General features: G+C 67.7%; 13 protein-coding genes. 4 read left to right on the top strand and 9 right to left on the bottom strand.

Annotated elements, in window-relative coordinates; genetic code table 11:
• Window positions 1–11: 11 nt before the first annotated feature.
• From ACFC14_RS10065 to ACFC14_RS10030, 8 genes are all read right to left on the bottom strand, one after another.
• On the bottom strand, window positions 12–1217 hold the full coding sequence (locus ACFC14_RS10065) for a glycosyltransferase (protein WP_376103687.1): 1206 nt from the start codon (window positions 1215–1217) through the stop codon (window positions 12–14).
• Window positions 1218–1248: 31 nt separating this feature from the next.
• On the bottom strand, window positions 1249–2376 hold the full coding sequence (gene wecB / locus ACFC14_RS10060; RefSeq protein ID WP_376103685.1) for a non-hydrolyzing UDP-N-acetylglucosamine 2-epimerase: 1128 nt from the start codon (window positions 2374–2376) through the stop codon (window positions 1249–1251).
• Window positions 2377–2378: 2 nt separating this feature from the next.
• Window positions 2379–3473, bottom strand: a complete 1095-nt coding sequence (locus ACFC14_RS10055) for an NAD-dependent epimerase/dehydratase family protein (protein WP_376103682.1) — start codon at window positions 3471–3473, stop codon at window positions 2379–2381.
• Window positions 3470–4519 (bottom strand): polysaccharide biosynthesis protein, encoded by a 1050-nt coding sequence (locus ACFC14_RS10050; RefSeq protein ID WP_376103679.1) that lies wholly within the window; start codon window positions 4517–4519, stop codon window positions 3470–3472. The genes ACFC14_RS10055 and ACFC14_RS10050 overlap by 4 nt, the downstream gene beginning before the upstream one ends.
• A gap of 10 nt (window positions 4520–4529) precedes the next feature.
• Window positions 4530–5786, bottom strand: a complete 1257-nt coding sequence (locus ACFC14_RS10045) for a glycosyltransferase family 4 protein (RefSeq protein ID WP_376103677.1) — start codon at window positions 5784–5786, stop codon at window positions 4530–4532.
• Window positions 5783–7774 (bottom strand): NAD-dependent epimerase/dehydratase family protein, encoded by a 1992-nt coding sequence (locus ACFC14_RS10040; protein ID WP_376103674.1) that lies wholly within the window; start codon window positions 7772–7774, stop codon window positions 5783–5785. The genes ACFC14_RS10045 and ACFC14_RS10040 overlap by 4 nt, the downstream gene beginning before the upstream one ends.
• Complete coding sequence (locus ACFC14_RS10035) at window positions 7771–9597, bottom strand: polysaccharide biosynthesis protein (RefSeq protein ID WP_376103671.1); 1827 nt, start codon at window positions 9595–9597, stop codon at window positions 7771–7773. Before ACFC14_RS10035 ends, ACFC14_RS10040 begins: the two co-directional genes overlap by 4 nt.
• A gap of 129 nt (window positions 9598–9726) precedes the next feature.
• The gene (locus ACFC14_RS10030; protein WP_376103668.1) at window positions 9727–10932 is read right to left on the bottom strand and encodes a hypothetical protein; all 1206 of its coding nucleotides are present in this window, start codon (window positions 10930–10932) and stop codon (window positions 9727–9729) included.
• A gap of 70 nt (window positions 10933–11002) precedes the next feature.
• Here ACFC14_RS10030 and ACFC14_RS10025 point away from each other — a divergent pair, with 70 nt between their 5' ends.
• Both ACFC14_RS10025 and ACFC14_RS10020 read left to right on the top strand, forming a co-directional pair.
• Window positions 11003–12352, top strand: coding sequence for a polysaccharide biosynthesis tyrosine autokinase (locus ACFC14_RS10025; protein ID WP_376103665.1), 1350 nt, complete (start codon window positions 11003–11005; stop codon window positions 12350–12352).
• A gap of 111 nt (window positions 12353–12463) precedes the next feature.
• Complete coding sequence (locus ACFC14_RS10020) at window positions 12464–13921, top strand: polysaccharide biosynthesis tyrosine autokinase (RefSeq protein ID WP_376103662.1); 1458 nt, start codon at window positions 12464–12466, stop codon at window positions 13919–13921.
• Window positions 13922–13941: 20 nt separating this feature from the next.
• Here the strand turns inward: ACFC14_RS10020 and ACFC14_RS10015 are convergent, their stop codons facing one another.
• A complete protein-coding gene (locus ACFC14_RS10015; RefSeq protein WP_136042850.1) occupies window positions 13942–14385 on the bottom strand; it encodes a GtrA family protein in 444 nt (147 codons plus the stop codon).
• Window positions 14386–14439: 54 nt separating this feature from the next.
• Here ACFC14_RS10015 and ACFC14_RS10010 point away from each other — a divergent pair, with 54 nt between their 5' ends.
• Both ACFC14_RS10010 and ACFC14_RS10005 read left to right on the top strand, forming a co-directional pair.
• Window positions 14440–15225 (top strand): glycosyltransferase family 2 protein, encoded by a 786-nt coding sequence (locus ACFC14_RS10010; protein ID WP_376103659.1) that lies wholly within the window; start codon window positions 14440–14442, stop codon window positions 15223–15225.
• Complete coding sequence (locus tag ACFC14_RS10005) at window positions 15222–16670, top strand: hypothetical protein (RefSeq protein WP_376103656.1); 1449 nt, start codon at window positions 15222–15224, stop codon at window positions 16668–16670. Before ACFC14_RS10010 ends, ACFC14_RS10005 begins: the two co-directional genes overlap by 4 nt.
• The last annotated feature ends 41 nt before the right edge of the window (window positions 16671–16711 follow it).

Raw genomic sequence — 16711 nt, 5'->3', positions numbered from 1 at the left:
GCTATCCCGCTTCATCTGCCCGCGCTCGCTTGGCCCCGGGACACGAAGTCCGCGTCCGCGCTCCGCGCGTGCGTGATCTCCTTCAGCAACGGCTGAAACTCCGCCTCCCAGCTGAGCGAAGCATCGCCGAGAGCGCGGCACCGCCTGCTCACCTCTCTCAGGTCTGCCTCGGCAACGATGCTCTCAAGCGCGGTCGCGATTCCCTCCGGAGTCACCTCCGCGAGCCATCCGACCCGATTCTCGGTGACGAAGCGTCGGTTCTCCGGCAGATCACCGGCCAAAACCGGGCGTCCCGAAGAGACGCACTCGAGGATCTTGTTGGAAAGCCCATCGTTGGCGGGATCGTCCGCCTCGTACAGCACCAGACCGAGGTCCGCGCCGAGGTACGCCTTCGAGACCTCGTCACCTTCGATGGGCCCCTCCCAGGTGAGCACTTGCTCGACCCCGAGATCCTGGGTCATCACCTGCAGTCGCTGGAGGTAGGCGGGAGTTCCCGGCCCGACGACGCGAAGATGGACCGGCACAGTTCGCGCGACGCAGATCGCCATGGCGCGTATGAGGATCTCGAACGCACGTCCTTCGAACACCGAGCCGATCACCACGCAGCGGAGCGTGCCATCGTGCTCGGGGTCATGATACGGAGCGCGCCACGAGGCCAAAGGTGTGTTGCGCAGAGGGATCACTCGTTCGAAGCCGTATCGCTGGAGCAGGCCCGCGTCACTGGGTACGGCGACAGTCGCGATTCCCCCACCCTTTGCCAGATGCCGCAATGTGAACGGCTCGAGCCTGCTGAAGAAGGACGCAAGCGAGTCTTTTGCGGCGATCGCCCCCGGCCTTTCGGCTACATCCAGGACGATCCGAGAACGAAACCGAAGACGGTGCGCGGCAGCGATCGGAGCGAGGACCGGGTTCGCGATCATGACGATCGATGCGGGCGTCTTCATCGCCACCCAGAAGAGCCGCAGAAACGCCGGTGCGTACGCGACGAGCAGATTGAAGAGTTTGGCGGTGATCCCGCCCCCGGGCCTGCGATCGCGGACGCGGATCTGGTGGACCGCGACGCCGTCCGAATCGAAGACGCCGGCTGCGTCGACGCGCCCACCCCGTCCGGAACTCTGCAGTGCGAGGTAGCGCACGCGGTGCGTCCAGGCCAACTCACGCGCGGCCTTGCGGGGGCGTGTCGCGAAGCGGATTCCCGCCAACGACACGATCAGCACCGTTTCCCTGTCGGGTGCGGCCAGCTCGACGTCAGACATGAAGGCCCAGACGTGCGCGATGCGAGTGAGCGGTGGACAGGATGAACGCGGTCGCCCGCCACGCCGTGTTGTCGATCTCGTAGCCCGCAGGCATCGACGCCGGATCCGACGGCACGCTGAGACGAGCCTTGACGGCGCGCAGTACGCTCTCCGGGGTCAGGCCGGTGGTGATGATCGCACCCGCATCGAGCGCCTCGGGCCGCTCGATGAAATCGCGAACGGTGACCGCGGGGAAACCGAGGACGCTCGACTCCTCGCTGATGGTGCCGCTGTCGGAGAGCACCAGTTTCGCGTTCTGCTGCAGCTTGATGTAATCGTGGAAGCCGAAGGGCGAGTGGAATGTGATGCCGTCCACAGACTCGGCAGCATCCAGAGCTTCGATGCGCTTGCGCGTGCGCGGATGCGTCGACACCAGGACAGGGAGGCCGTACTGAGTCCGCAGAGCCTGCAAGGCGGCGATCGCGGACCTCAGCCGGTCCGGATTGTCGACGTTCTCCTCCCGGTGCAGGCTCACGAGGAAATACTCCCCGGGAACGAGGCCCGCCCGATCGACGGCGTCGCTCGCACTGATCTGCGCCCGGTTCTGCTCGAGGACCTCGCGCATGGGGGAGCCGGTGAGCACGATCTTCGACGGGTGCAGCCCTTCGGCCAGCAGGTTCCGCCGGGCGTGTTCCGTGTAGACGAGGTTGTAGTCAGCGACATGATCGACGAGTCGCCGATTCGTCTCCTCCGGAACGTTCTCGTCGAACGAGCGGTTGCCCGCCTCCATGTGGAACACCGGGACCTTCATGCGCTTCGCGATCACGGCGGAGATGCAGCTGTTCGTATCGCCGAGCACGAGGAAGGCGTCTGGCTTCTCTTCACGGAGGACTTTCTCGGTCTTCGTGAGGATCGATCCCAGCGCTGCACCCAACGACGACGTGTCCGCCTCGAGGAAGTGATCGGGCTGGCGCAGGCCGAGGTCTTCGAAGAACACCTCGTTGAGTTCGTAATCGTAATTCTGTCCGGTATGGACGAGCACCTGATCCGTGTGCTCATCCAGAAGCTTGATCGTCGCGGAAAGACGGATGATCTCAGGTCTGGTGCCGATGACCGTCATCACCTTGAGTTTGTCGGCCATGGTCACACTGCCTCGCCAATCGTGTCGGGGGACGCCGGATCGAAGATGTCATTGGTCCAGAACGACGTGTAGAGCACATCGTCGCCAATGTTCGTGATGTTGTGGGCCCAGAGCGTGGGCATATCGACGGCGCCCGGCGCATCGCCGGACACCTCGAAGGACACGACGTCCTCAGAATACAGGCGACGAAGTGAGATGCGCGCCCGCCCCTGGAGAACCGTGAACCGCTCGACTTTTCGGCGGTGATAGTGGTCACCACGGGTGATTCCCGGCGCGGTCGTCGAGAACGAGGACTGGCCGGGCCCGCCGTGCGAACGGACGATCTCGAAGAACGACCCGCGGGCGTCGGCATGGCGCGTGAGGCCGATGGGCGAGCGCGCAGGGAACGTGTAGGACCGGTAGGTGTTGAAGAGATCGCGGTCGAACGCGTCCGCGAGGTCGGGGATCTCGCCACGGTCGTAGAACTCCGCGTAGCCCTCGAGGCGCTCCAGCAGGGCGGATACCGTCTCGGTGCGCTGCAGGCTGCCGAGCGAACTCAGCGGCGCAGCCCCGGTGAGCAGGTCGACTGCGTTCTGCGCGTGGAGGAGCGCGAGTTCCTTGTCATTCTCCACTTCGGGTCGCTGCCCCGTGGCGATCAGATGGCTGAACGTCGCAGTGACCGCGTTGTAGAACGGACGACCGTGTTCACCGAAGAGGTTCGGCAACCGCACGTCGATGAACTCCGCTCCGATGTCGGATGCCGCACCGGCGAGGATCTCCGCGCCGCGGGCCTTCGCCTCGCCGTAAACGGAACCGTTGGCGGCCTGGGTCGAGTTCGCGTACACGACGACGGGTGGGGGTGCATCGGTGGCGCGGAGCGCCGACGCCAGCTGCTCCGCGAAGTCGATGTTCCCGGCAGTGACCTCGTTATCCGCCGCACGGTTGACGCCAGCGATATGGATGACACGCGCGGCACCGTCCACGGCACCGACGGCCTGGGCAGAGTCGAATCCCCTACCGACCGGGATCATGTCGACCGCGATGTTCGACTCCTGCGCGGCACCGCGCAGATGCCATCCGAGGAACCCCCGAGCACCGGTGACAGCGAAACGGGTCACGATCCTGAAACCGTGTCGGGCAGACCCGCCTGACGGAGCTCGGCACGCACCTCCGGCAGCGTGAGCAGCAAGGCCTCCACCTCGCCCACCGACATCTGCTCGACCGTGTGCGAGTCGTAGTCCTCGAAGCGGCTCTGGCTGGTGTCGCCTTCCTCGAAGTAGACGCTGTAGTTGAGGTCACGATTGTCTGCAACCACACGGAAGTACTCCCCCATGTCTCGCGCACGAGCAAGCTCCTCGCGGGTCGCAAGTGCTTCGGAGAGCTTCTCCGCGTGACGTGTGCCAATCACATCGACCTTCGCATCAGAGCGGAACAGGTTGATCGTCGCCTGCGCCAGGGTACCGATCGATGTGGCCTTCGCCTTGCGCACGAACAGGTCGCCCTGCTCTGCGTTGCGGAATGCGAACTCCACGAGGTCGACCGAGTGCGCGAGCGACATCATGAAGCGCGTCATCTCGGGATTCGTGACCGTGATGTTGTTGCCCGCCTTGATCTGACGGATAAATAGCGGGATGACGGAACCGCGCGAATACATCACGTTCCCGTAGCGGACGCACGAGACCGTGGTGTCCGTGTTCGGGTTGTTGAGACCATGGGACTGCGCGACCTTCTCCATCAGCGCCTTCGACATTCCCATGGCGTTGACGGGGTAAACGGCCTTGTCGGTGCTGAGCGCGACGACTGACCTCACCCCGTTGCGATCGGCTGCGCGCACCACGTTCTCGCTTCCGTGCACATTTGTGCGAACCGCCTCCATCGGGAAGAACTCACACGACGGAACCTGCTTGAGGGCTGCCGCGTGGAAGACGAAGTCGACGTCGCGCGTCGCCCGGTCCACGCTGTCGTAGTCGCGCACGTCGCCGACGTAGAACCGCAGGCGGGCATCGGGAATCTCGTGCCGCATCAGGTCCTGCTTGGCCTCGTCGCGACTGAAGACGCGGATCTCCGACACGTCGCGCTCGAGCAGCTTCCTTGCGACCGTGTGGCCGAACGATCCGGTCCCGCCGGTCACCAATACGCGCGCGCCGCCGTAGTTCTCTGACACAAGTAGTACCTCAGTCCTGAATGGGGGGCCGTGGAGCTCCGAGGGAGTCCAGGATGATTCTCGTGGTCGAGGCGACCGAAAGATGCGAGGAGTAGTAGCGCCGACCGCTTTCCCCAAAAGCTTGCCATTGCTCCGGGCCGCTGGCCGCCATCCGGGCGATCGCATCCGCCAGCGCGACGGCGTCGCCTGGTTCCACGACCAACCCCGCACCCGCGTCTCGGATGAGATCAGCGCCGTCTCCACCGATCTGTCCGACGATCGGCGCTCCAGACGCGAGCAGGCTCGGAATCTTGCTCGGGGTCGTGAACCGAAGGAAAGGGCTCGACGCCAGGCTCACCAGCTGGATGTGAGACCGGGCGATCAGTTCAGGGATCTCGTGCTGCTCGACCCGTCCCATGAAGCGCACGTTGCCCAGCCGTTCCTCCTTCACCCGCCGCTCGAGCCGGTTGCGACTGATGCCGTCTCCATAAATGGTCAGTCGGACAGCGGGGAGATCACGGAGCAACGCGGCGGCATCCAGAACCGTGTCGAGTCCCTGTACATCACCGATCGCTCCGGCGTACATGAAGTCGATCGTGTGATCAGAGCTCAGGTCGATGTCCAGACGCCGACGGATCTCCTCGGCGGGCTCGAACAGCTGCTCGTTCGTCGGATTCGGCGCGTACACGATCTTGGCCGGATCCAGCTGCGTGTGACGCTCGAGGATGAGATTTCGGACCCCCGGCGAGATCACACCGACGCTCGTCGCCTTCCGCTCGGTGAGTTTCACGATACGACTGATCATCGATGCCGCTCGGTCACCGACCCAGCCCTCGGGCACCATCCCGCTGGCGATCAGGGAGTCCGGCCAGAGATCCTGCACATGAAGGAAGTAGGGCACGGTGCCGCGTCGCGTGTGCAGGAGCAGCGGGAGACTCACGGTCACTGGGGAGTTGTAGACCCACACTGCATCTGCGCCCTGGAGCGCGGCTCGCCCGGAGATCGATGCCGATGCCGCGAACGATGCGTAGTTGAGCACCCGCCCCATCGCGGAGCGGCTGTGCTGCGGGTACAGAGCGACGCGGTGCACGTCAATGCCGTCGCGCCGTTCGATGGTCTTCCGACGAATGCGGTACCCGTCATGGACTTTACCGTCGGGATAGTTGGGAAATCCCGTGAGGGCTCGGACCGAATGACCCTGTCGGATCATCTCCCGCCCGTAGATGGCGGGAAGGGCTGCGGGTCCGGGTTCCGGGTCGTACCACTGCGAAAGGAGGCTGATTTTCATGCGCGCGCCTCACCGTCGTATCGCAGTATCTCGAGGAGACGAGACTTCGGGATCGAACGGTAGCCGTCTGGCGAGTCGATCTGTGACTGGCCGAGCCACATGAGCTCCAGCCGTCGCCCCGCTCCCGCGATCTCCGGTACGACTCGCCCGCCTGCCCGTGCCAGTACCAGGACCGCTTCGCACACCCATCTAGGCAGCCTCCGCGGGGCTTTCCCTCCTGCAGCACGCAAGATCTCCTCGGCGGAGCATCCCTCCCACGGCTGGAGCATGATGGGCCTGACGGCGGCCGCAGTGGACCCGACGTGGGCGATGTAACCCGCCAGCCCGTCGATACTGCTGACGACAGTCGGCTGCGACCCGTCGCCAGCCACGCTCGCGAGCGAGGATGCCGCAATCCGTCGGAGGCTCCGGGTCGTTCCCCTGCTGGATCCCTGCACGCTCGTGGCCCTGACGACGATGGCCTGCACATCATCCAACGATGCCAGGAATGCCCGCTCGCCCAGCGCTTTGGATCGTGAATACGGAGAGAACGGTGCCGCCTCGGCGGTCTCGTCGAGTATCGGTCGACGTCCTTGTACGGCCGCGGAGCTGATGTGCACCACCCTCTGGACACCGGCTCGCGATGCAGCGCTGCGGACCAGGGCCGGGAGGAGAGCGTTCGCGCCGTAGAGGGCGTCGTCCGCGACGGCATCCGGGCTCGCCATCCCCGCAGCATTGATCACGACGTCGGTGCCTTCGAGCTGCTGCGCCAGGGCCCCGACAGCGACATCGTCGTGCGCGAGTGCGGCGATCGTGTGAGGCGAGTCCACATCCGGTGAGAGCGTCACGCGGGGGCCGGCGAGGCGCAGTACCGGGAATCCCTCGGCTACGAGCTTGTCTGCGACAGCGCTGCCGACGAAGCCGCTGGCACCGAGGACAGCCCACCGTTGCGGAGCGAACCCTGCCGGAGTCGGGATGACCGCCGGGGCGTCGAACGGCTCCAGCAGCACAGAAGACACCGGTTTGAGCCTGTTGCCGCGCAGCCGCGGGAGTGCCAGATAGATGCCACAGAGAAGGACCATGCCCATCAGCGACGCCCACGGGGCAATTCCCGCCAGCTGCGGGAGAAGTGCGATGACGCAGACGCCGAGGGTGAAGAAAGTCACCAGTGCGGCGGAGCCCACATGTCCCAAACCAGTGTCGAGCAGGCGCTGATAGACATGAGTTCGGTGTGGCCGCAAGACGGGCTCGGCTCGCAGAGCGCGACGGATGAGTGTCGAGCTCGTGTCGGCGAGATAGATCGCGACGGGCGCGGCTGTCAGCAGCGGGGAGACGCCGAAGAGGGTCAGGCAGACTCCGAGGGCGGCCACGCTCGCACCGAGCAGATAGCTCCCCACGTCACCGAGGAACAGACCGGGACGACTCAGATTCCACGGAAGGAAGGCGAGACAGGTTCCAGCCAGCAGCAGGCCGATCCCCGCGGCCCAATCGAGTCCAGCGCTCACCGCCACGACTGCATACATACCCCCGGCGACGACGCCGTGCATTCCGGAGATACCGTTGACGCCGTCCATGAAATTGGCGACGTTGATGTAGCCCATGACGAAAACGGTGGCGACCGGCACCCATGCCCAGCTGTTGCCCGTGACGACGACAAGGGGTACTGCGACCGCGACTCCGATCACGAGCTGCGCGACCGCTCGGATGGGGACGGGGACCCCCCGCACGTCCTCATAGAGACCGAGAAGGCCCGCGGAGACCGCAGCCAGGAGGACCACGGCGACCGGGACGGTTGCGGTGGGGTAGGCGAGCGCAAGGAGGATCCCGCCGAGGATGAACGCAGGCAGAAGCGCGACCCCGCCGCCCCGCAGCGTGGCGCGAGTGTGAGAGGAACGCTGATTCGGCTCGTCGAGCACGGCATATCGAGTCAGCATCGGTCTCACCGCGGGCAGCGCCAGAGATGTGACCGCCGCGCCGAGCAGGAGCGCCAGCCACAGGGGTGCCGTCACTCGGGGCTCTTTCGGGTCACTGCAGCACGGAAGTCCACAGCGTTGAGCACGGTCGTGTCGTTGTTCCGCGGGCTCGCGTACATCCGGTCCATCCATCCCGCCTTGTTGAGCCGCTCCGGCGTGATGATGTCGGCCCTCGTGTGCGACACCTTGGGGTGGAACGGGCGCTCCAGGTTCTCGCGCGATCCGACGAGCTCTTCGTGCAGCTTCTCGCCGCGACGGAGCCCGGTGAACACGATCTCGACGCTCTTGCCCGACATCGCGATCATGCGCTTGGCGACCTCGAGGATCGACACCGGCTGGCCCATGTCGAGGATCAGCACCTCGCCCGCCCGACCGATTCCGCCCGCCTGCACGACCAGCTGGCATGCTTCGGGGATCGTCATGAAGTACCGCGTCGCCTCGGGGTGGGTGACCGTGATCGGCCGCCCCTCGGCGATCAACCGCTGGAACGTCGGCAGCATCGACCCGCGGCTTCCGATCACGTTGCCGAACCGCACCGACAGGTACCGCATCCCGGTCTCGGATCCCGCCCACGCGGTGAGCTTCTCGGCGACCCGTTTGGAGTGCCCGAGCACGCTCGTGGGGTTGGCCGCCTTGTCGGTCGAGATGTTGACGAAGGTGTCGACGCCGACGGAGCGGGCGGCGTTGATCACGTTGAGCGTGCCGAGCACGTTCGTCTTCCACGCCTCGTCCGGATACTGCTCGAGCATCGGCAGGTGCTTCAGAGCGGCTGCGTGGAACACGACCTCGGGGCGACGGTCGGCGAAGATCTCGCGCAGAGTCTCGTCCTCGCGGATGTCCGCGAGGACGACGTCACGAGAGTCGAGCAGCCCGTGTCCGAGCGTCCCGAGCTGAGCCACCTGGAGTCCGGTCTCGTCGCGGTCCACCATGATCAGCTCGCGCGGCCCGTACTTCGCGAGCTGCCGGCAGAGTTCAGAGCCGATGGAACCTCCGGCGCCGGTCACCAGCACGCGCCGCCCGGTGATGTACCCGGCGATCAGCTCGACGTTCGTGTCGACGGGGTGACGCCCGATCAGGTCCTCGATGCTGATGTCGCGCACGTCGGTGACCGACTGCTCCCCCGAGGCAAGCGTCGCCAGAGTGGGGGTTACCGCGACCCGCAGACCGGCGCTCTCGGCAAGGTCGCTCAGCGCACGCAGCAACGCACTGTCGGCGCTCGGGATCGCGATGACGGCCAGCTTCGCGCCGGTACTCCGCGCGACCGACGCGATGTCGCGCGTGGTGCCGAGCACCGGAACGCCCCGCAGACGGAGGTTGCGCTTGGCCGGATCGTCATCCAGCAGCCCGACCGGCCGGATGGGCGAGGACGGGTCGGTCGTGACGTTCGCGAGCAGCTTGTCACCGAGGAATCCGGCACCGATGATCAGTGCCGCCTCGGCATCCGCACCGGGCTTGCGCGCACGCTCGATGGCCAGACGTGCAACGTACCGCACGCCGAACATGAGCAGCAGCACGAACGGGAACGCGAGCAGCAGCGTTCCGCGCGGGATGCCGACGATCGGCCCGATCGGGATCACGATCAGGGACAGCAGCACTGCTTCGACCACGACGATCAACGCCACCGCGCGGACCTCGTCGAAGGAGCCGTAGGTGAATCGTCCACGGTAGAGGGCTGTCGCGAAACCGACGGCCATCTGAATGAGACCGGCCGAGAGCGCGAGCACGATCGTCGAGATCCACCCCTGGGCGTCCATCATGAACTCGAAACGGAGCGCGATCGCCAGGACGACGCCGAAAGTCCAGGCGAGCCCATCGACCACCGCGGCCAGCATCCGGCGTCGCCGCTGCTTCACGGACACCTCGGACAATATTGGAATATTGCCGGTAGACACGTCGGTCGACCCATCCGGAATCAAGATACGGAGCCCCCTCAGACTTATTCAATCCCCAGGAGATATGTTCTCACAGCGAACGAGCAGGTCCGTCCGTTATGGCGTTCCCTCGCCGTCCGGCGGCGGGTCGGTGCCGGGATCCGGTTCGCCGCCGCCCGGGTTCGGGACAGTCGGAGTGACGCCGGTTCCCGGGTCGGTGCTCCCCTCCGTCGGCGGCGTCTGGTTCCCGTCACCTTGCTGCTGCTGTTGCTGCGGCTGCCACTGATTCGCTTCCTCGCGCTGTTCGCGCTCGATCTCGAACCGCAGCTGGTCCGCGGCCAACGCCGCGAACGCGTCCCGGTACGCCGCCAGCGCGGAACGGCCCTCCGCCGTCCACAGATCCGCGGCAGCGACGCGTGCCGCGGCATCGGACACGGCCGTGCGCAACGAGTCCTCAGCGTCCGGGTAGCGAGCGATCGCCGCATCCGCCGCGGGCACGAACGACGCAGCGTAGGCAGCGACCGCCGCGTCGGCCGTGGGGCGAAGCGCATCGAGGCGCTCGCGGACCGCCCGCGCCTCGGCGGTCGCAGCGTCCATCGCGACCAGACGCTCCTGCACGCCGTCGATCGCGCCGCCGACCTCCACCAGCGAATCCGCGTCGATATCGTCGCGCACATAGTCGGCAGGCAGCGAAGGGACGGTGATCCCCGCCAACCCCGAGGCGTACGCATCGACGGCCGCGAGCGCCGTGGCGAGCGCGGCCGCGTCGGTGACGGCGAGCGGCGCATCGTCGAGTTCGCCGGCCGGATCGGCGGCGGTGCTCGTCCCGGTGAGCGTGCTGCGGAGCTGCGCGGCCTCCGCCGTCTGCGCATCGATGTCGGCGACGAGGCGGTCCCCGGCCGTCTTCAAAGACTGGTGAGCGTTCAGGAGGGCGGCCTCATCGGCCTCCAACGATTCCACGGCACTCGCGGCCGGGCTGGCCGTCGCCATCTGGATGCCGCCGACGGTGCCGGCGACCACGAGGGCCACGACGGCGAGGGAGGCTGCCGCCAGCGTGACGGCGTCGATCGAGCGCCTGGGGCGCTTCTTCGGACGGGACGACTCACCGGATCCTGCACCGACCGGAACGGCGGTGCGGGCGGCGGCCTCGACCATGTCAGCGAGTGCTCGGGCGTCCGCGTCCGATGTCGCCGATGCACCACTCTGCCTCGGCTCCCCGATCATCTCCCGCAACCGGCGAGCGGTGTGATGGTCGTCCAGCACCGCCGTCCCTGCGTCGCCGGCGCGGGGCCCGTCGGGGAAGAGCTCGTCGAGGTGAGTCATGTCGCCTTCATAGGAATGGGTAGTCTCGGAAGACGATACCGCCGATCGCACCCGACCATGCTGGAGAGCTATGGACATCCATGACTACCTTCGGGTGTTCCGTCGCCAGATCGTCGTGATCATCGCGAGCGTTCTCATCGGACTCTCCACCGGCGCGCTGGTCGCGATGCTCACCCCTCCCCGCTACCAGGCTTCGACCGAGGTGATGGTGGCTGTGCAGGTCGCCGACACCGCCACCCCCGCGGAACGCTCGCTCGCCACGGGCTACGCGAAGCAGGCTGTGGAGACCTACCGCTCGATCATCACGAGCTCGCTCGTGCTCGACCCCGTCGTCGAAGACCTCGGCCTCTCCGCAGCCCCCTCCGGCATCAGCGCTTCCGCACCGCTCAACAGCGCGATCATCACGATCAGCGTCAACGACCGCAACCCGGGGCAGGCCGCACGCATCGCGAACGCCGTCGCGGAGAGCTTCGCCACCGTCGTCACCGGCACTCTCGAAGAGCGCGAGCAGACCGCCGCGTTCAGCATCCGGATCGTCACCCTCGAACCGGCCCAGGTGCCGACGCAGCCGGTCGCGCCGAACCTCTCCCTGTCACTCACGATCGGCGCTCTGCTCGGCCTCGCGGTCGGCGTCGGCATCGCTCTCCTGCGCGCGACGCTCGACCGCCGGGTGCGCGTCGCGGCCGATGTCGAGGCGGCCGTGCCGGTGCCGGGGCTCGGACAGATCCCGCTGGACCCCGACACCGGTGAGCACCCCCTCGCCATGAGCACCGCACCGCACGGGCTCCGCGCCGAGGCCTACCGCAGCCTCCGCACCAACGTGCGCTTCTTCTTCTCCGGCAACCAGGGCGTCTTCGTCGTGACGAGCTCCGGTCCGGGTGAAGGGAAGTCGACCACCGCCGCGAACCTGGCGCTCGCCTTCGCCGACGCGGGTCAGCGCGTGGCCCTGCTCGACGGCGACCTCCGCCTCCCCCGCGTGGCCGAGTACTTCGGCATCGAAGGCGGCATCGGACTCAGCGATGTGCTGGCCGGCCGCGTGCAGCTCAACGACGTCATCCAGCGCTGGGGCCGCAGCGCCCTCTTCGTCCTCCCGTCCGGCACCGTGCCGCCGAACCCGGCCGAGCTGCTCGGCTCCCCCGCGATGGAGAGCCTGATCGGCACGCTCACAGAAGCCTTCGACGTCGTCATCATCGATGCCCCGCCGCTGCTGCTCGTGACGGATGCCGCGGTGATCGCCCGCGTGACGACCGGAGCCCTCCTGATCGCCGCCGCCGGATCGTCGCAGGCCAATCGGCTCGCCGATGCGGCCAAGAGCATCGAGTCGGTCGGAGCGAGAGTGCTCGGGACGGTGCTGACGAAGGCTCCGATCACCGCTGCCGCGAGCACGACCTACGGCACCGCCGCGCCGGCGACGCACTGAACACGCGCAGCGCCGGTCGTCCCACCGTCGCTGTGGAAGAATACTGGGATACCGTTTTCACGGCCCGCCTTGATCGGCAGAGGTCGCACTGCATCAGGGGGAATCTGCCGCGTGGAACTTCGCGACTACGTGCGTGTGCTGCACAGAAACTGGATCCTGATCCTCGTCCTGATGGTCCTCGGCCTCGCCGGCGGTGCCGGCTATGCCGCGCTGCAGCAGCCGAAGTACGTCGCATCGACGCAGCTGTACGTCTCGGTCCGCACCGAGGGCGCCGCCACCGGTGACCTCGTGCAGGGCACGACCTTCGCGCGGCAGATGGTCACCAGCTACGTCGACGTCGTCGGCACCGCGCTCGTGCTCGAACCCGTCATCGAAGAACTCGGCCTCGACGACTCGGTCTCGGGCCTCAGCAGCCGCGTCACAGCGACGACCCCGCTCAACACCGTCCTGATCGACGTCAGCGTGACCGACGGCGACCCCGAGCAGGCCGCGGCCATCGCCAACGCGGTCGCCGTGAGCTTCCAGGACGCGGTGCAGAAGACACTCGAGCAGCCCGCGACCGAAGACGCCGTCAGCCCGGTGCGCATCACCGTGACCGAACCCGCCATCGCCTCCTCCACCCCGACGAGCCCCAACGTGCGCCTGCTGATCATCCTCGGCGGCATCATCGGCCTCGCTCTCGGTCTCGGCATCGCGATGCTCCGCACCGTGCTCGACAACCGCATCCACACACTCCACGACATCGAGGCACTCACCGATCGGCCCGTCCTCGGCGGCATCGCGTACGACCCGGATGCCACCAAGCGCCCGCTCATCGTGCACGCCGATCCGCGCAGCCCGCGCGCCGAGTCGTTCCGCAGCCTGCGCACGAACCTGCAGTTCCTCAACCTCGACGCCGGCCCCCGCATCTTCGTCGTCTCCAGTGCAGGCCCCGGTGAGGGCAAGTCGACGACGACCGCCAACCTCGCCATCGCTCTCGCCGAGACGGGCGCCCGCGTGGCCCTGGTCGACGGTGACCTGCGACTGCCCCGTGTAGCCGACTACCTGGGCATCGAGGGCGGCGTCGGGCTCACCGACGTGCTCATCGGACGCGTGGACGTGGCCGATGCGCTGCAGAAGTGGGGCACCACCGACCTGTACGCGCTGCCGAGTGGGCAGGTGCCGCCGAACCCGAGCGAGCTGCTGGGCTCCGCCGCGATGGATCAGGTGCTCACGTCGCTCGGCGAATACTTCGACTACGTGCTCATCGACGCGCCGCCGCTGCTGCTGGTGACCGATGCGGCCGTGGTGGGAAGCAAGACCCGCGGCGTCATCCTCGCCGCGGCCTCCGGCAAGACGAAGAAGCAGGAGCTCTCCGGGGCACTGCGCGCACTCGAGAACGCCGGCGTGCAGATGCTGGGCGTCGTCGTCACGATGCTGCCCACGAAGGGCCCGGACAGCTACGGCTACGGCTCGTACACCTACGGGTCGACGCACGACCTGGACGGCGAGACGTCGACGGATCGTCGGAAGGCCAAGCGTGCCAAGAAGGCGAAGAGCGCCAAGAAGCGCGAAACCGCTCGAGTCTGATCCGCCCCGACCGAGCCGTACTACTTGGTCGGCGCCACCCGGAAGACGATGCCGTGATAGAGCACGAAGCGCAGCAGCACCACGATGACGATGCTCGTCAGGTTCACGACGTTGACGGCGACCGCTCCGGGCTCCCGGCCGAGGACCGCGGCGACCGCCTCGACGCCCACCCAGACGAGGAAGGCGCCGATGGCCGTGCACACGGCGTTGGTGACGAGGAACAGGGTGACCTCGGAGACCCGTCCGCGGCGGTCGCGATGGCGGAACGTCCACTCACGGTTCCCGATGTACGCGTTGACCAGCGCGACGAGCGAGGCGACGATCTTCGCGGCGACGACATCCCATCCCCACGCGAAGACCAGCAGATTGAAGACGCCGACCTCGATGAGGGTGCTCAGAGCGCCGACGACGAGGAAACGGCTGCCGACGCCGGCGAGGCGACGGATGCGAGAGGGAGGGTTCATGGCTCAACTAGGCTACTTGCTGATCCCCGCGCCCTCCGCCACCCCAAGGACCCTGTGACCCTTCGCCATCTCGCCGTCGTCATGCCCGCCTACAACGAGGCCGAAGGCATCCGGGGCTTCATCGACGAGATCCGCGACTGCGTGTCTCCCCTGGCCGACCGCGTCACCTTCCACGTCGCCGACGATCGCTCCACGGATGCCACGGCTTCGGTGTTCGACGGTGTCTCCGACGTCACCGTCGAGGTGCAGCCCCTCAACCGCGGTCACGGCCCGACCGCGCTCTCGGCCTACCGCGCCGGACTCGCCGCCGACCCCGACGTGCTCGTGCACGTGGACGGCGACGGCCAGTTCTACGGCAGCGACTTCACCCGGCTCATCACCGCGCTCACGACCGAGGACGCCGATGTCGTCCACGGCGTGCGCGACGGTCGCACCGACCCCTGGTATCGCAAGGTGCTCACGGGCGCCGTCGGCCTCCTGATCGCCCTCGCCGCCGGACGCCGCATCCCCGACGTCAACACCCCGCTGCGCGCCTACCGCCCCGACGCCCTGCGACTGCTCGTCGATGCGACCCCGGCCGACGCCACGGTGCCGCACGTGCACTTCTCACTCGCCGAGGCTCGCGCCGGCTTCACCGTGCGCTATCTCCGTGTGGCCAGCATCCCCCGACGAGGAGAATCGACCACCGGCACCATGTGGGGGCGCGGGAACGCCGTCACGCTGCCGCCGAAGCGCCTGCGCCGGTTCGTGCGCGTCGCCCTCGTCGAGGCGTGGACGCTCTCACTGCGGCCCTCCGCTCCCCTGCGCAACATCCGTCGACCGGAGACCGTCGCGCGATGACGCGAGCACGCACGATCGCGTTCTGGGCGGCGGCAGTCGCCCTGCTGATCGGGCACGTCATCGTCGCGTGGCACAGCCTCTTCGTCTGGCGCTTCTGGGAGGACGAGGCCTTCAACCTCACCGTTCCGCTCAACCTGCTGGACGGTCTCGGATACTCCAGCGACGGCGCCCTCTCCGGCTCGACCATCACACCGTTCGACCCGCGCATCTCGACCGGTCCCGTCGTGCTTCTGCCCGTCGCCGCGCTCCTCGCGACCGGGATGGACCCGGTGCTGGCGGCCCGGCTCGTGCCCTTGGCCTTCTGGGTGGCGCTCCTCGCCGGCCTCGCCGTGATCGGACGACGCATCGGCGGACGCTGGGCCGCTCTGCTTGCGGTTGCCGTTCCCCTAGCATTCACGGCGGATGCCGGATTCTCCCCCATCCAGGGCCCCGCCGACCTGCTCGGCGAGATCCCCGCGGCAGCGCTCCTCGTCTGGGCGCTCACACTGCTTCCCCGACGCGCCTGGCTGGCCGGGCTGCTCGTCGGCCTCGCCATCCAGGCGAAGCTCATCGCAGCCCTCGCGCTGCCCGCCTTCGCCATCGCCCTGTGGGTGCTCTCCGATGGCACCGGCTGGGCCCGCGTGCGCGACACCCTCCGGCGATCGTGGCTGCCCCTCCTGCTGGCCGCCGTGCCGACGCTGCTGCTCGAGCTGGGCGCACTGCTGTCACTGGGATTCGGCGGTTTCGTGCAGCACCTGCGCGACTTCGGTCACTTCCTCCGCACGGGCGGACAGGGCGACGCCGCGACCACGGTGGTGCAGAAGCTCGGCACACTGGCGGACTCGTGGTCGCTGCCCGGCTTCCTCGCCGTGATCGGAGCGGTCATCGCCCTCGGTCTCGCGATCACCGGCATCGTGCTGCGCTGGCGTGACGCGAGCGCCGCCGACCGGATCGTGATCGCCTACGCCCTTGCCGCCATCGTCGGCGCACTCGCGTTCGTGGGCTGGTGGGCCACCGCCTCCCGACTGCCGCTGTGGGTGCGACACCCCGCACCCGGCATCCTGGCGTTCTTCCCCGTCATCGCTGCGGTCGCCCTGTGGGCCGTGGCGGCCCTGCCCCGCCGCAACGGCGTTCGTGTCATCGGCGTCGTCGCCGCGTCCGCACTGGCCGCCATCATCGCCGGCGGCGGCGCGGCCCACGTCGTGTCGACGTACGAGCCCCGCACCACGCTGGAGAGTCAGCGCACAGCCCTCGTGCCGCTCACGGCCTGGGTCGAAGCGAACGACGTCGAATGGCTGGCGGCGGAGCCCTGGGGATACGCGGTCGCGCCGATCGTGCTGACGGGTGCGCACGTCGGGCTCTTCGACGCTCCCGCCATGGCCGACGCGCCCCGGCTGACCACTCGGCCCTGCGCGACCGAGACGCTCGTCGACGCCGGCCAGTACCGCATCTGCGCGGCGCCCTGACCGCGCACCCCGTCGACGCCCCGAAGACAGAGAACCGGCCG

Source organism: Microbacterium sp. NPDC055988, assembly GCF_042269505.1.
Lineage (GTDB): Bacteria > Actinomycetota > Actinomycetes > Actinomycetales > Microbacteriaceae > Microbacterium.
This window is presented reverse-complemented; position numbering and strand designations above follow the sequence as displayed.

Excerpts from the sequence above, each read along its gene's own strand:
- wecB (WP_376103685.1), bottom strand. The coding sequence starts at position 2,376 with ATGGCCGACAAACTCAAGGTGATGACGGTCATCGGCACCAGACCTGAG.
- ACFC14_RS10045 (WP_376103677.1), bottom strand. The coding sequence starts at position 5,786 with ATGAAAATCAGCCTCCTTTCGCAGTGGTACGACCCGGAACCCGGACCC.
- ACFC14_RS10030 (WP_376103668.1), bottom strand. The coding sequence starts at position 10,932 with ATGACTCACCTCGACGAGCTCTTCCCCGACGGGCCCCGCGCCGGCGAC.
- ACFC14_RS10025 (WP_376103665.1), top strand. The coding sequence starts at position 11,003 with ATGGACATCCATGACTACCTTCGGGTGTTCCGTCGCCAGATCGTCGTG.
- ACFC14_RS10015 (WP_136042850.1), bottom strand. The coding sequence starts at position 14,385 with ATGAACCCTCCCTCTCGCATCCGTCGCCTCGCCGGCGTCGGCAGCCGT.
- ACFC14_RS10005 (WP_376103656.1), top strand. The coding sequence starts at position 15,222 with ATGACGCGAGCACGCACGATCGCGTTCTGGGCGGCGGCAGTCGCCCTG.